Raw genomic sequence first — 14,855 nt, 5'->3', positions numbered from 1 at the left:
ACTATTTCAGAGTAAGCCTGCAAAGCATTTATTAGAAACAATTTTTCAACTTCAAGGTCAGCCATGGGGTATTTTATACTCTTTGGTGATATCAATAAACTCCTCTGCCCTCAACAGTTTTATCATGTATCTCGACAGTAATTATTCTGATATCGATATTATCAAAAACAAAGAATATCGTTTAACAAAAGAAATGCCTCCTTTTATATTTTTAAAAAATTTAAACAAAATACTCCTCCAAACACCTACCCACTCATTGGAAATTCTCTTATTTAATAAGAGTATAAAAACCTAATAAAATATAACATTGATATTTACTTATCAATATGGCAAATAATCATTTTATTGTGGCTCTACATCTATAAACGATAAAATAATTAAAAACAAAACAACGTATCGAAACGTCTCTGATTAAATAAATTATCTAGAAATAATAGCTTTACGAATCTTCCCCAAATCAAATCTATAACAATGATCTTCAAAAGTATCCTTTCTTAAATCAAAAGCCTGACAACTATTAAAGTCATCAGGCTTCTTCAAACAAACAAGTAATTAACCATTACTATGATTAATGTTTCTTTATAAAAAATCTCCTCCTTTTTTCTCATTCGCATCTCGTTTCTTTCGTTTTAATCCGGTGTGTTTTTTCCCAAACCGATAAGAAAGTCCTAAATATACTGTTCGGCTGTTCCAGTTAAACGTACCTATTTGTGTAATTGGTCGATATGCATTGAATGAGAATTGTTGAGTATTAAACACATCATTCATATTCAGACTGACAGTCCCGCTACGATTAGCAAAACTGTATCGTGCTCCTGCATTGACAAAATAGAGCGCCTTTGTCTCATATTGCAAGTTATCATTAGCCCCTCTATACATCCCGAATAGCTGTAAACTGAATTTTTTATTCACTTTGAAACTATGGGTCATTCGCATATTGTATAACACATTATCAACTGCTATTTCTTCTCCTTCAGTAACTCCTTTCTGGGTTTGTGCATATACATCAAAACTAACATTGCCATTCCACCAGCTAAAGGGTTTATAACTACCGGAAATTTCGAACCCATAAGCGGTATTGTCTTTATAATTATTATAGGAAAATAAAATTTGAGCAGGCAATTCCGGATCCTGAAATGCAAACCGGGTAATCTCATCAGAGATACTGCGATAAAATATGCCTGTGGTAATACTTCCTTTTGGTAATCGTCGGGTATAATTAGCTTCAATCGAATTGGTAAACTGTGGATTGAGACTGGGATTTCCTACATTAGTAACTCGTGCAGAAGACCATACCCGTATAGGAGTAATCTGATTTAAACCAGGACGATCTACTCGCCTGCTGTAACTGAGCTGATAAGAATTATTTTGTGTTTCTATATTAGGAGTATACTTGATAAAAGCAGAAGGATATATACTAAAAATTACATCTTCAAAAAGCTGTGGCTCTTTATTACTTTCCTTAAAATCCCCTGTCGCTTCATAGTTTTCGAAGCGCGCTCCCAACTGATAACTCCATTTTCCTAAATTTTGTCCAAAAGTGGTATACAAAGAATAAATATCTCTCGAGTAACTATAGGTTGCATCTTCATTATGAAGATTTGTAGTCATAAACGTATTATCTATCTCCTGTAATCTGGCTTCTGCTCCTATTTCCAAAGTTGTTTTCTTAGATATCGGATATACGTAGTCCAGATTTAATACCGTATTATCACGGGTATCAGAAACATCTTCCAGATAAATATTGCTTCCCTGCTCATTCCCTACAGAAAAATCAGCATTATCGCTTCCCTTATACCGATTATAATCTGCTTCAAACTCCAGAGTTTGTCCTTTATTAAATTCCTGTTTAAAATCAATATTATAACTCGCATTTGTATTTTCTCTGAGACTAGTATAATGCTGATTAATAAATGCTGTAGCTCCAGTAAACGACACCTGATTATCCGCCAATATATCATTCTCAAAAATATTCTGATTTGTATATAATGACAATTTACTTTTTTTGCCAATCGTGTAATCTAACCCAATTTTAAACAACTGTGAATTCCCATCTCTGTTAGAATACCAGTCCTCATTGGATGCATCCAGAGGACGACGAATATTTCCGATCACTCTTCTTTTTCTCAGGTTTGTTCCATAACTTCCATATATATTGATATCTCCTGTTTTATAATTAAGGTCTGTACTCCCATTAAACTGTATATGATCCCATACAATAAATCCCGTATTTACAGACCCATTGAAACCTGTAGTAACTTCTTTGCGCAAAACCACATTAATAATTCCACTCATTCCTTCTGGGGTATACTTCGCACTAGGATTGGTAATCAATTCTATTTTTTTGATAGAAGTAGATGGAATCTGTTGTAATAGTTGATCACTACTAATGTTGGTTGGCTTTCCATCTATGAATACCTGGACATTGGTATTTCCTCTCAGGGAAACATTCCCATCCTGATCAACATCTACTGATGGTATATTACTCATAATATCTGCTGCAGAAGCTCCTGCAGTGGTCAGATCTTTTCCTACATTAATTACTTTACGGTCTATTCGCTGTTCTATTGTAGAACGTTCTGCTATAATATCCACACTTGCCAAGGCTTGTGCTTCTTCAGAAAGAGAAAGGATTCCCATATCTTCAATGGTATTCTTCAGGCTAATTTCTCTGCGAATCGTTTTATATCCAATAAACTGAATCAACACCACAATATCTCCTGAAGAGATCGCTTCGATTTCAAACTTCCCTTTATCATTAGAAATCCCTCCGGTAAGAGTAATTTGATCCTGTTTTGATTTTACTACAATAGTCGCATATGGAATAGGACTTTGGGTACTTGCATCTACTATAACTCCTTTAATCCCTCCTGTTATTACTTTTGCTTGCTGTGCTTTCAACCTATGGATTCCAAATAATGTATTAATGAGCAATACCAAGCATAAGAACTGTTGTAATTCTCCTTTCATAGTTATAAAATTTGAGACAATACTATGAATTGATTTTCAGGAAAACATGCTATTGATAATACATTGACGTACAGATACTGTACATAGACGGCATACCATTTTATCAGGAGTACACATACCGTATTTGTACAAATATCACTACTAAAAATTAGTTGTTTTTTTATAAAAAACAGTATTAAAAAAGAATCATTTTCTAGTCATATGATTTTAATACAATCATCTAAGAATTCTTTTTGAAAAAGAGTTACTGTAATCCCATCATTCTCCCTTATAGCCTATACGATCATTATACCTATTACTCCTTATATTAGCTCCCCGAAGCCTTAATCGGACTATCTCGAAGAGTTGTTTTAATCAATTGAAGAATTAATTTAATGCTTCGAAATACTTTTTGGTGGGTAAGCCCCCATACAGGAAAGAGATCCCTTCCTTGCTTAATATCTACAACTGTAGAGAACATTTATACGTAAAAAATATAGTGCCCTTTTTTATTAGATGAACCAGATTTTTGCATCAACACAATTTTAGTCTTGGTACAATATCAGCGTATATGAAGCATTATATAGAAAATAAATTTAATCCATTTTTCTTATTAAATAAAAAACCTGATAATCCGATGACTATCAGGTTTTATGTCGGGGTGGCAGGATTCGAACCTGCGACCTCCGCGTCCCAAACGCGGCGCGATAACCGGGCTACGCTACACCCCGATGCAGTTATCTTTTGCGGGGGCAAATATATACAAATATTTAATATTTCATACAGGAAATGTTATTTATTTTCACTTTCTAAATATTCTACATAATTTTTTATTTATCTCCGCTTAGTATCCCTCTTAAAATCCTTGTTTTTTTTATACTTTCCAAAATCAATTACAATAGATTAATTTGTATTTTTCGGCAAGAATACACCCCCTAAAAACATCACTAAATGGCAATCAACACATATCATGTAATAGGACTGATGTCCGGAACTTCTTTGGATGGGTTAGATATTTCCTTTACCAGGTATGAAATAATTGACGATGTATGGTCCTTTAGCCTGTTAGAATCTCAAAGCCTGCCATATACATCTCAGTTAAAAAAATCTTTACAAGATAGTATGCACCTTACTGCTTTTGAGTTAATACGGTTTCATAATGAATATGGCACCTGGTTAGGGAAACAGGTTCTTCAGTTTATAAAAACCCATAAATTAGAAGTGGATTTTATAGCAAGTCATGGACATACTGTATTTCATCAACCAGATAAAGGGGTAACATATCAGATAGGCTCTGGACAACACTTGGCTAATGCTAGTAATTATAAGGTAATCTGTGATTTCAGAACGAATGATGTACTTCATGGAGGACAAGGAGCTCCTCTGGTACCTATTGGTGATCAGCTCTTATTTGGAGCATACGATTACTGCCTGAACCTGGGGGGATTTAGTAATATTTCATATACAGCTCAACAAAAGCGAATTGCTTATGATATCTCTCCCGTCAATATGATGCTTAACTACTTATCTTCCAAAATTGACATGGAATACGATCATAATGGTGTCGTTTCTCAATCCGGAAAAATCATTCCTACACTAGCAAAAGAACTCGATGCATTACCATATTATTACCAGTCTCCACCAAAATCATTAGGCAAAGAATGGTTTACAGAGATAATTATTCCCCTTTTAGAGCAATATCAAGCCCCTGTTCCTGATCTGTTACATACAGCAACACTACACATTGCCACGCAAATTAGTAATGATATCAAAAGAACATGCACCAAAGGAAAGACCTCTACCCTTTTTATTACTGGAGGGGGTGCAAAAAATAGTTTTTTGATAAACTCTCTTCGGGAAAAAATAAAAAACATCGCTACTGTAATCATTCCTGAAGAAACTATTATTGATTTTAAAGAAGCAATTTTATTTGGTTTTATGGGCGTATTAAAAGAGAGAAATGAAGTCAATTGCCTGCAATCCGTTACCGGAGCATCCAGAGACTCCTCTTCTGGAGTTATTTTTTTCCCGGCATGATAACTCATTTATAAAAATCTAGAAGACCAATATTGATAATCCATATTAGAATATTCAGCTGGTAAGACTTCTTTATGTACACACGTTATATAAGAAATGTTTTCGATTCTTAAGTAGTCTTCAAAAAATCAAATCTCGATTATCGAGTAAATCTATTAACAAAAGTTTTATATTAACATACAATCTTTAAATTTGCACAAAAAACAAGAAATGCTCATTATTGGTATTGCAGGTGGTACCGGCTGTGGAAAAACGACAGTTGTCAATCAAATTATCAATGAATTACCAACAGGTAAGGTAACTATAATCTCTCAGGATTCTTATTATAAAGATACCAGTCATCTCACCTATGAAGAACGAACATTGATCAACTTTGATCACCCTCAGTCTATTGATTTTGATTTACTGGCAGAACACCTAGCTATCTTAAAAAAAGGGCAAAAAATAGCCCAACCTATTTACTCTTTTGTAGAGCATAACAGAACAAGCGAAACGATCGACACCTACCCTAATAAAGTGGTGATTGTAGAGGGGATCCTAGTCTTAACACATCCTAAAATCCGCGAGATGTTGGACATTAAGATTTATGTACATGCCGATAATGACGAACGTCTTATCAGAAGACTCAAAAGAGATATTTCGGAACGCGGAAGAGATATGAAAGAAGTACTGGATCGATATCAAAATACCTTAAAACCGATGCACCAACAATTTATAGAACCTACTAAAGAGTTTGCAGATATTATTATCCCTAATAACCAATATAATAATGTAGCCATAAACATTATGAAAACGATAATAAACGAACGCTTGAATTAACTTTTGTACCTTTACACCATACTATTACAAACACACTTTGAAGCTAAAGAGTTATTTTAATACATTAAAAAATAAGCCTGCATTGATTCCTGTATTTGCCATATTTCTAAACAAATATGTGCTAATCATTACAGTATTTATTTTTTGGATGTTGTTTTTTGATACAAATTCATGGCTCATTCATCAGGAACTAGACCAGGAAATTCAGGAATTAAAAGACAACAAAGAATACTATATCAAAGAGATTATAAAAGATCAAAAAGATATTGTAAAACTAAAAGACAGTACCGAAATAGAGCGGTTTGCCCGTGAAGAATATTTCATGAAGCGAGAAGGTGAAGAAATTTTTATTATAGAATACGAAGATAGTTTACCTAAATCCAAAAATGATGAGTAAGACATTGTTTGATAATTTCGAAAAAGTTTCTGCTAAAGAATGGAAACAGAAAATCCAATTTGATTTAAAAGGTGCGGACTACAATGAAGCACTTATCCATAGAACTTTGGAAGGAATTGATATAAGACCTTTTTATACTAATGAAGACTTATCAGACACCTATACAGTCACTACCACTTCCTCCTGGCGCAATGCTCAGAAAATAGATGTTATTGATGCCATTACTGCTAACAAGATTGCTCTAGAAGACATAAAAAAGGGTGCCGAAAGTATCTATTTCAGAATTTCTGATTCGAGTATCAACCCTGAAGAATTAATTGCAGGGATTACTGAGAAAACAATTCTTTATATAGAAACCCTCTTTTTATCTCAAGAATATGCTCAGGTACTGGAGAATGCTGCGGGGCGTACAAAACTGTCAATATACTACATAAATGACCCTATAGGAAAATTAGCAGCTACCGGAAACTGGTTTCAGAATGGAAACGAGGATTTACAAAAAACGCTTACTATCTGTAACAACAATACTCATTTACGCTCCTGCCTCAGTATTGACATGGCATTATATCAAAATGCAGGTGCTACTATTGTTCAGCAATTAGCCTATGGTTTAGCACATGCAAATGAGTATTTAAACCAATTTAATAACAGCACTAAAAAATACGTAGAGAACTATCCCATAGTATTCAAAATAGCAATTGGCGGCAACTACTTTTTTGAAATAGCGAAACTTAGAGCTTTTAGACTCTTATGGAGTTCTTTGGCTTCAGAATATGAAATCCTAAAAAAAAGTCATATATTAGCATATCCTTCACACAGGAATAAAACTATATTAGATTATAATGTAAACATGCTTCGTACAACTACCGAATGCATGAGCGCAATCTTAGGTGGGGCTGACACTATTCTCAACAACCGATATGATGACATCTATCATCATGATAATGATTTTGGGAGAAGAATTGCCATTAATCAATTATTAATACTCAAAAACGAAAGTTACTTCGATATTGTTCATAATCCTGCTGCAGGATCATATTATATCGAAAGTATAACAAAACAATTAGCTGACAAGGCATTGTTACTGTTTAAAAATATAGAGCAAGGAGGAGGATTCTTAGAACACCTGAAATCCGGAACCGCCCAAAAGAAAATAAAAGAAAGTGCAGAAAAAGAGCAACTTCTTTTTGATCAGGAACAAATAGTTCTGACAGGAACTAATAAATACCGAAATAAAAATGAAATAACTCCGGATATGGAAAAAGCTCCATTCCCGGAAAAAAACATACATAAAACACTGTTCGCTCCGATCATTAAAAGGAGACTAGCTGAAACTATGGAAAAAGAAACATTAACAAACACAAACAATATGAATGCTTAATAAAAAACCCTAATCGTACTATGCCCCTAAATACAATTAAATTTTTTCTGTTTCTATTAACCATAACAATAATAGTTCCTTCCTCCTATGGTCAGAAATATGATTGTCTGAGCCTGGAAGAAAGCGGTGCTATTAAGAAGTCTTTTGCTTCTTTTGAAAAGGATTTATACACATACTATAACCTAAACAATAACCCAGTAAAGGCATACAAAACATTTTTAGCAGAAATAACAAATCTGTCTATAGATCTTAAAAAATTCCCATCAAAAACCTCCATAGAGCTTGCCAGAACTTTTAAGAAGATTGCCAATGGAAAAAATTCCCTTTGGATCAAACTAAGTGAATACGAAGCTTCTGAAGACGGCAAAAAGGCTCCTATCCCCGATACTGCAAAAAAAAACCAGGAAGAAGTAATGATTTTTAATTACAGAGGAGGGTTTATTCAGTGCATCAAAAACAACAGTAATAGTCAAGCCTTTAAAAATATCATCAACACCCTGGAACTAGATGGCAACGTAAGCCCCTCCGTGATTGCACAACGCCTCAATAATCTTTCGGATAAAGAAATCGATACTTACGAGGTCAAAAAGTTTATAGCTTTTGATATCTATTATTCTATTCTGATGGTTATAGAAAAAGCTTTCGGGTAGCCCTATTTGTTATTAAAGTTTTATTTCCCTGCTACTAATTCGTGTTATTCTCTAAAAATCACGGATAAAAATGTATTTTTACATGCTGTCTAATGGTTTTTTCTATCCATAGGCAGTATAAAATCATAAATACTATATGCGCTTGTGATTTTATATCAGTTATGATTTGACACTACTGAAAAGGAAAGCGATGTTTTTTATAAGTAGTTACTTTTGAAAACATAACAAATCAATCAATAATGATATATCAAAAATGACGAGAAAAGATCTTCAGCACCTCGAAATAGACACTAGAGAACTCTCAAAAGATGCTTCCGACATTACCCCCTTTATAACCCAGGAAGGAATCCCTATCAAATCTTTTTATACTCCAAAAGATATCAAAGAGGCAGAACACTTGCAGTTTGCCGCGGGAATCCCTCCTTACCTCAGAGGACCGTATTCTACCATGTATGTTCGACGCCCATGGACGATACGCCAATATGCAGGGTTTTCTACCGCAGAAGAAAGTAATGCCTTTTACAGAAGAAATCTGGCTGCCGGACAAAAAGGACTCTCTGTCGCCTTTGATCTCGCTACTCACAGGGGATACGACAGTGACCATGAACGTGTTGTAGGAGATGTTGGGATGGCAGGAGTAGCTATCGATACCGTAGAGGATATGAAAGTACTATTTGACCAGATTCCATTAGATAAAATGTCTGTATCTATGACAATGAATGGAGCTGTATTACCGATCATGGCCTTTTATATTGTAGCAGCTGAAGAACAAGGAGTAGACAAACAATCCTTATCAGGTACGATCCAGAATGATATCCTAAAAGAATTCATGGTTCGAAATACCTATATCTATCCCCCTACTCCCTCTATGAGAATTATAAGTGATATTTTTAAATATTGCTCGAAAAACATGCCTAGATTTAATCCCATCAGTATCTCTGGTTATCATATGCAGGAAGCAGGAGCAACCTGTGATATAGAATTAGCATATACCTTAACAGATGGATTAGAATACATACGAAAAGGAATAGAAGCAGGAATGGATATTGATTCCTTTGCTCCAAGACTCTCTTTTTTCTGGGCCATTGGAATGAACCACTTTATGGAAATAGCCAAAATGAGAGCTGCCAGAATGCTCTGGGCAAAACTCATTAAACAATTCAATCCTAAAAACCCAAAATCACTAATGCTCAGAACTCACTGTCAAACCAGCGGTTGGAGCCTTACCGCTCAGGATCCTTTTAACAATGTAGCCAGAACTTGTATCGAAGCTAGCGCAGCTGCATTTGGTGGCACACAAAGCCTTCATACAAACGCATTAGATGAAGCCATTGCCCTTCCTACTGATTTTTCAGCAAGAATTGCCAGAAACACTCAGATTTTCCTGCAAGAAGAAACAAATATTACCAAAACAGTTGATCCCTGGGCAGGAAGTTACTACGTAGAAAATCTAACCAACGAGATTGCCGAAAAAGCATGGAAACTAATTCTCGAAGTAGAAGAATTAGGAGGAATGACCAAAGCGATTGAAGCCGGCATCCCAAAAATGAGAATCGAGGAAGCTGCTGCCAGAAAACAAGCCAGAATTGACAGTGAACAAGATATTATCATTGGAGTAAACAAATACCAACTAGAGGAAGAAGAAGCAATCAGCACCCTAAAAGTAGACAATCAGTCTGTACGATTACAACAAATCGCCTCTATCAAAAAAGTAAAAGCCTCCAGAGATGAAGCAGCTGTACAAAATGCTTTGAAAAAAGTAACCGAGGCAACTAACAATGAAGAACTTAATTTATTATCTTTAGCAGTAGAGGCTGCCAGAGCTCGTGCAACACTTGGAGAAATCAGTGATGCATTAGAGAAAAAATTTGGACGTTATAAAGCAGAAATAAAATCATTTACTGGAGTGTATGCCAAAGAAATAAAAAACGATGTCTATTTTGACAAAGCAAGAGAACTTGCTAACACCTTTGCCGAGCTAGAAGGAAGAAGACCTCGTATTATGATTGCCAAAATGGGACAAGACGGACATGATAGAGGAGCTAAGGTAGTAGCCACCAGCTATGCAGATGTCGGTTTTGATGTAGATATAGGTCCCCTATTCCAAACACCAGCAGAAGCAGCTAAGCAAGCAGTGGAAAATGATGTTCATATTGTGGGAGTATCTTCTCTCGCGGGAGGACACACTACACTCGTTCCACAAATTGTTGAAGAATTAAAAAAATACAATAGAGAAGATATTATGGTAATTGTCGGTGGAGTAATCCCCCCAGATGATTACGAGCATCTTTTTCAATCAGGAGCTGTAGCTGTCTTTGGTCCAGGAACCAAAATTAGTAATGCCGCTATCACTATTTTAGAAATCCTAATTTCAACATTTGATGATCTCGACTAAAAAAAATACTATGCATGCATAACTTTTTAAAGTTTTAACCGTACATTAGCACTACTCATTTTAATTAGCAAAGAAACCAAAACATATGAATTACAAACAAAAAATGCTTCGTGACGGAGCTTTAGAAGGAAAAAACATCATCGTTACTGGTGGAGGAAGCGGTCTTGGAAAATCCATGACAAAATATTTTCTAGAGCTCGGTGCTAAAGTAGCTATTACTTCCAGAAATCTGGAAAAACTTGAAAAAACCGCAAAAGAGCTGGAAGAAGAAACAGGAAGCACTTGTTTACCCGTTCAATGTGATGTAAGGCATTATGATCAGGTTGAAAATATGAAAAATACAGTAATCGAAGCTTTTGGAACAGTGGATATTTTGCTGAACAATGCTGCAGGGAACTTTATATCGCCTACAGAACGTTTATCAGCCAATGCATTCGATACTATTATAGATATTGTATTAAAAGGAACTAAAAACTGCACATTATGCTTGGGAAAACATTGGATTGACACCAACTATAAAAATACAGCAGTACTAAATATTGTTACTACCTATGCCTGGACAGGTTCTGCCTATGTAGTTCCTAGTGCAAGTGCAAAAGCAGGTGTTTTAGCAATGACCAGATCACTCGCTGTAGAATGGGCTAAATACGGAATGCGATTTAATGCAATTGCACCAGGTCCTTTCCCTACCAAAGGTGCATGGGATAGATTACTCCCCGGAGAGCTAAAAGATCAGTTTGACTTATCTAAACGCGTTCCTTTAAATCGAGTTGGAGATCATCAGGAATTAGCAAATCTGGCAGCATATCTGGTATCTGACTTCTCAGCATATGTAAACGGTGAAGTCGTTACACTGGACGGAGGAGAATGGATCAAAGGAGCCGGGCAATTCAATCTTCTTGACCAGATCCCTGAAGAAATGTGGGATGCATTAGAAGCAATGATACGAGCAAAAAAGAATAAGTAATTTTTTTTTAAGGTTAGAATCCCTTAACCCATAAGCACTAATCCAACTTTTGGGTAAGGGTGTTAACATTTTTCATTTTTATAATTTATAATTAATTGTATTTTTACCTCTCAAATCCAAATCTTCCCCTATGGGTAAAATAATAGCAATTGCCAATCAAAAAGGCGGGGTTGGAAAAACAACCACCTCAGTTAATCTAGCAGCATCTCTTGGTGTTTTAGAAAAGAAAGTACTTCTCATAGACGCTGATCCTCAAGCCAATGCGACATCAGGACTTGGATTAGATGTAGAAGCAATAGAAAAAGGTACTTATCAAATTCTGGAACACACAGTAGATCCTTTGGACGCTATTATCGAAACGAGCTCTCCGAATGTAGATATCATTCCTGCTCATATCGATCTGGTAGCAATCGAGATCGAATTAGTCGATAAAGACCAAAGAGAATATATGCTAAAATCAATTTTGGATCCAATTAAATCCAAATACGATTATATTTTAATAGATTGTGCTCCATCACTAGGATTACTAACACTAAATGCACTTACTTGTGCAGATTCTGTGATTATACCAATCCAGTGTGAATACTTTGCCTTAGAAGGGCTTGGGAAATTATTGAATACAATAAAGAGCGTTCAGAAAATACACAATGTCAATTTAGACATTGAAGGGTTATTATTAACCATGTACGATTCTCGATTACGATTATCCAATCAGGTAGTCGATGAAGTACAAAAACATTTTAACGAAATGGTTTTCAAAACGATTATACAAAGAAATATTCGTTTGAGTGAAGCCCCTAGTTATGGTGAAAGTATCATTAATTACGATGCATCTAGTAAAGGAGCAACTAATTACTTGAGCTTAGCGCACGAAATTATAAAGAAAAACAGTTAAGGATTCATGGCGAAGGCAACAAAGAAACAAGCATTAGGAAGAGGATTATCAGCATTATTAAAAGACCCGGAAAATGATATCAATTCCGTAGAGGATAAAAATGCAGATAAACTTGTAGGAAATATCGTAGAACTGGAATTAGATAAGATTGAAATCAATCCTTTCCAGCCAAGAACAAATTTTAATGACGAAACACTTAAAGAACTTTCAACTTCTATTAAGGAAATTGGTGTAATTCAGCCAATAACTGTTCGGAAATTAGAATTTGACAAATACCAGCTTGTTAGTGGAGAACGTCGATTAAGAGCTTCTAAACTTGCCGGACTAAAAACTGTTCCCGCATACATTCGTATTGCCAATGATCAGGAATCCCTGACGATGGCCTTGGTAGAAAATATTCAGCGACAGGATTTAGATCCTATAGAAATTGCCCTATCCTATCAAAGATTAATGGACGAAATCAAACTTACACAAGAACAACTAAGTGATCGTGTAGGAAAGAAAAGATCTACTATCGCGAATTACCTGAGATTATTGAAACTGGATCCGATTGTACAAACAGGAATGAGAGACGGTTTTATATCCATGGGACATGGTCGGGCACTAATCAATGTAGACGATCCTCAAAAACAATTAGAAGTTTACGAAAAAATAGTAGGAGAAGGACTATCTGTAAGAGATACCGAAAAATTGGTACGAGCTATTAACAACCCTGCAAGTGCTTCAGAAAAAGAAGTAAAAGGCTCTAATGTGCTTCCCGGATATATTGCAGATGAATTACAAGGAATTTCTGAGTACTTTGGCGCAAAAATTGATGTAAAAGTTTCTGGAAAAGGAAGAGGAAAATTAATTATCCCCTTTTCTTCCGAAGAAGATTTTAAACGCATAAAGAAACTTATCAGTAGTGAAGAATAAATCGCTCTATATAATTCTCTTTTTTTTCATTGGTACACTACACTACACCTGGGCACAAGAAAAAAATGACGAAGTAAAGATCAAAACGGAAAAAGTAGCCGTTAAAAAAAAGAAAAACAACATTAAGCCATATGAACCACTTGCCCCGGCAAAAGCTGCTTTCTATTCAGCAATTGTTCCGGGCTTGGGACAGGCTTACACCAAAAAATACTGGAAAATACCTATTGTCTATGCAGCAATCGGAACTGGTGTCTATTTCTACACAGAAAACACCAACCAGTATAATCGATTTCGCGATGCTTATAAACGTCGTATTGCAGGAATTCCCGATGAGGAATTTAAAGATTTTAGCGACGACCAGTTAATCTCTATCCAACGAAGATATCGAAGAGAACAGGAGTTATCACTACTGGTTACTGTTGGGCTCTACTTACTGAATATTGTAGATGCCAATGTTACTGCACACTTACAAAACTATAACATATCAGAAGATCTTACATTGCAGCCAAAAATCAACATCGACAGATTTAATACTTCTCCGAATTACGGCCTATCATTTAGCTATAGTTTTTAACGTATAATCTACGTACTTTTACAAAAAAATAAATTGCTTACAGAATAAGATTTACATAACTGCATTCCCCAGAAGGTGGTTTGCTGTTATCACTTCTTATGAGACACAACTAAAAAAAAGAACTGATGAAAATTGCACTATTAGGATATGGAAAAATGGGAAAAACTATTGAAAAGATAGCCCTGGAAAGAGGTCACTCGATCGTCCTTAAAGTTGACAAAGAAGACACTAATTATGACATATCCGTGGCAGATGTAGCCATAGACTTCAGTATTCCTTCAGCAGCTGTAAACAATATAACTACCTGTATCAATGCAGGGGTTCCTGTTGTATCAGGAACCACAGGGTGGCTAGATCAATACAATGATATTCTTCAACTTTGTAAAGAGAAAAAAGGAAGTTTTATTTACGCTTCTAATTTTAGCTTAGGGGTTAATTTGTTTTTTGAGTTAAATAAAAAATTAGCTCAAATGATTAGTCCTATTAAGGAATACGATGTTAGCATGGAAGAAATTCATCATACACAAAAATTAGATGCTCCTAGTGGAACTGCGATCACATTAGCAGAAGGAGTAATCGAACACAGTGCTAAAACAGCCTGGAAATTAGATGAAGGAGATATTAACACAATTCCTATTACTGCTGTAAGAGAAGCCGATGTCCCTGGAACACACAGCATTGCATACACTTCCGAGGTAGACACCATAGAGATAAAACACACTGCGCATAACAGGCATGGATTTGCACTGGGAGCCGTTGTTGCTTCTGAATGGTTACATGGTAAAACAGGAGTATTTTCAATGAAAGATGTATTAGGATTGTAATTATGTGTAACTTTTTTCTATAAATCACACTTATACTTATAAAAAACACAGA

General features: G+C 35.3%; 12 protein-coding genes and 1 tRNA gene. 11 read left to right on the top strand and 2 right to left on the bottom strand.

The window, feature by feature from the left end:
- Window positions 1-579 precede the first annotated feature (579 nt).
- Both HN014_RS14150 and HN014_RS14145 read right to left on the bottom strand, forming a co-directional pair.
- The gene (locus tag HN014_RS14150; protein ID WP_176029501.1) at window positions 580-2,970 is read right to left on the bottom strand and encodes an outer membrane beta-barrel protein; all 2,391 of its coding nucleotides are present in this window, start codon (window positions 2,968-2,970) and stop codon (window positions 580-582) included.
- Between the two features lie 635 nt (window positions 2,971-3,605).
- Window positions 3,606-3,680: transfer RNA gene (locus HN014_RS14145), tRNA-Pro, on the bottom strand.
- Between the two features lie 220 nt (window positions 3,681-3,900).
- Between HN014_RS14145 and HN014_RS14140 the strand changes: the two genes are divergently transcribed.
- The 11 genes from HN014_RS14140 to dapB all read left to right on the top strand — a co-directional run bounded on the left by HN014_RS14140 (window position 3,901) and on the right by dapB (window position 14,803).
- On the top strand, window positions 3,901-4,986 hold the full coding sequence (locus tag HN014_RS14140; RefSeq protein WP_176029500.1) for an anhydro-N-acetylmuramic acid kinase: 1,086 nt from the start codon (window positions 3,901-3,903) through the stop codon (window positions 4,984-4,986).
- 210 nt (window positions 4,987-5,196) lie between these two features.
- Entirely contained in the window at window positions 5,197-5,805 is a 609-nt protein-coding gene (udk, locus tag HN014_RS14135) for a uridine kinase (protein ID WP_176029499.1), read from the top strand.
- 82 nt (window positions 5,806-5,887) lie between these two features.
- Window positions 5,888-6,202 carry a septum formation initiator family protein gene (locus HN014_RS14130; protein ID WP_303246396.1) on the top strand — a complete coding sequence of 105 codons (315 nt, stop codon included), beginning with the start codon at window positions 5,888-5,890 and terminating at the stop codon, window positions 6,200-6,202.
- On the top strand, window positions 6,192-7,583 hold the full coding sequence (locus tag HN014_RS14125; protein ID WP_368660059.1) for a methylmalonyl-CoA mutase subunit beta: 1,392 nt from the start codon (window positions 6,192-6,194) through the stop codon (window positions 7,581-7,583). Before HN014_RS14130 ends, HN014_RS14125 begins: the two co-directional genes overlap by 11 nt.
- A 20-nt stretch (window positions 7,584-7,603) precedes the next feature.
- A complete protein-coding gene (locus HN014_RS14120; protein ID WP_176029498.1) occupies window positions 7,604-8,233 on the top strand; it encodes a hypothetical protein in 630 nt (209 codons plus the stop codon).
- Window positions 8,234-8,486: 253 nt separating this feature from the next.
- Window positions 8,487-10,628, top strand: a complete 2,142-nt coding sequence (gene scpA, locus HN014_RS14115; protein WP_176029497.1) for a methylmalonyl-CoA mutase — start codon at window positions 8,487-8,489, stop codon at window positions 10,626-10,628.
- Window positions 10,629-10,713: 85 nt separating this feature from the next.
- Window positions 10,714-11,595: an SDR family oxidoreductase gene (locus tag HN014_RS14110; protein ID WP_176029496.1), complete on the top strand. Its 882-nt coding sequence runs from the start codon at window positions 10,714-10,716 to the stop codon at window positions 11,593-11,595.
- 130 nt (window positions 11,596-11,725) lie between these two features.
- Window positions 11,726-12,490 (top strand): ParA family protein, encoded by a 765-nt coding sequence (locus HN014_RS14105; RefSeq protein ID WP_176029495.1) that lies wholly within the window; start codon window positions 11,726-11,728, stop codon window positions 12,488-12,490.
- A 6-nt stretch (window positions 12,491-12,496) separates the two neighbouring features.
- On the top strand, window positions 12,497-13,405 hold the full coding sequence (locus HN014_RS14100) for a ParB/RepB/Spo0J family partition protein (protein ID WP_176029494.1): 909 nt from the start codon (window positions 12,497-12,499) through the stop codon (window positions 13,403-13,405).
- Window positions 13,395-13,979: a DUF5683 domain-containing protein gene (locus HN014_RS14095; protein WP_254884011.1), complete on the top strand. Its 585-nt coding sequence runs from the start codon at window positions 13,395-13,397 to the stop codon at window positions 13,977-13,979. The genes HN014_RS14100 and HN014_RS14095 overlap by 11 nt, the downstream gene beginning before the upstream one ends.
- A 125-nt stretch (window positions 13,980-14,104) precedes the next feature.
- Window positions 14,105-14,803: a 4-hydroxy-tetrahydrodipicolinate reductase gene (gene dapB, locus HN014_RS14090; protein ID WP_176029493.1), complete on the top strand. Its 699-nt coding sequence runs from the start codon at window positions 14,105-14,107 to the stop codon at window positions 14,801-14,803.
- The last annotated feature ends 52 nt before the right edge of the window (window positions 14,804-14,855 follow it).

This window comes from Aquimarina sp. TRL1, from assembly GCF_013365535.1.
GTDB classification, from domain to species: domain Bacteria; phylum Bacteroidota; class Bacteroidia; order Flavobacteriales; family Flavobacteriaceae; genus Aquimarina; species Aquimarina hainanensis.
The sequence above is the reverse complement of the archived record's forward strand: the minus strand, read 5'-3'. Positions and strand labels throughout refer to the sequence as shown.

What these genes read in the sequence shown, in the direction of transcription:
- HN014_RS14150 (WP_176029501.1), bottom strand. Translation starts at nt 2,970, where the DNA reads ATGAAAGGAGAATTACAACAGTTCTTATGCTTGGTATTGCTCATTAAT.
- HN014_RS14140 (WP_176029500.1), top strand. Translation starts at nt 3,901, where the DNA reads ATGGCAATCAACACATATCATGTAATAGGACTGATGTCCGGAACTTCT.
- udk (WP_176029499.1), top strand. Translation starts at nt 5,197, where the DNA reads ATGCTCATTATTGGTATTGCAGGTGGTACCGGCTGTGGAAAAACGACA.
- HN014_RS14125 (WP_368660059.1), top strand. Translation starts at nt 6,192, where the DNA reads ATGATGAGTAAGACATTGTTTGATAATTTCGAAAAAGTTTCTGCTAAA.
- HN014_RS14120 (WP_176029498.1), top strand. Translation starts at nt 7,604, where the DNA reads ATGCCCCTAAATACAATTAAATTTTTTCTGTTTCTATTAACCATAACA.
- scpA (WP_176029497.1), top strand. Translation starts at nt 8,487, where the DNA reads ATGACGAGAAAAGATCTTCAGCACCTCGAAATAGACACTAGAGAACTC.
- HN014_RS14110 (WP_176029496.1), top strand. Translation starts at nt 10,714, where the DNA reads ATGAATTACAAACAAAAAATGCTTCGTGACGGAGCTTTAGAAGGAAAA.
- HN014_RS14105 (WP_176029495.1), top strand. Translation starts at nt 11,726, where the DNA reads ATGGGTAAAATAATAGCAATTGCCAATCAAAAAGGCGGGGTTGGAAAA.
- HN014_RS14100 (WP_176029494.1), top strand. Translation starts at nt 12,497, where the DNA reads ATGGCGAAGGCAACAAAGAAACAAGCATTAGGAAGAGGATTATCAGCA.
- dapB (WP_176029493.1), top strand. Translation starts at nt 14,105, where the DNA reads ATGAAAATTGCACTATTAGGATATGGAAAAATGGGAAAAACTATTGAA.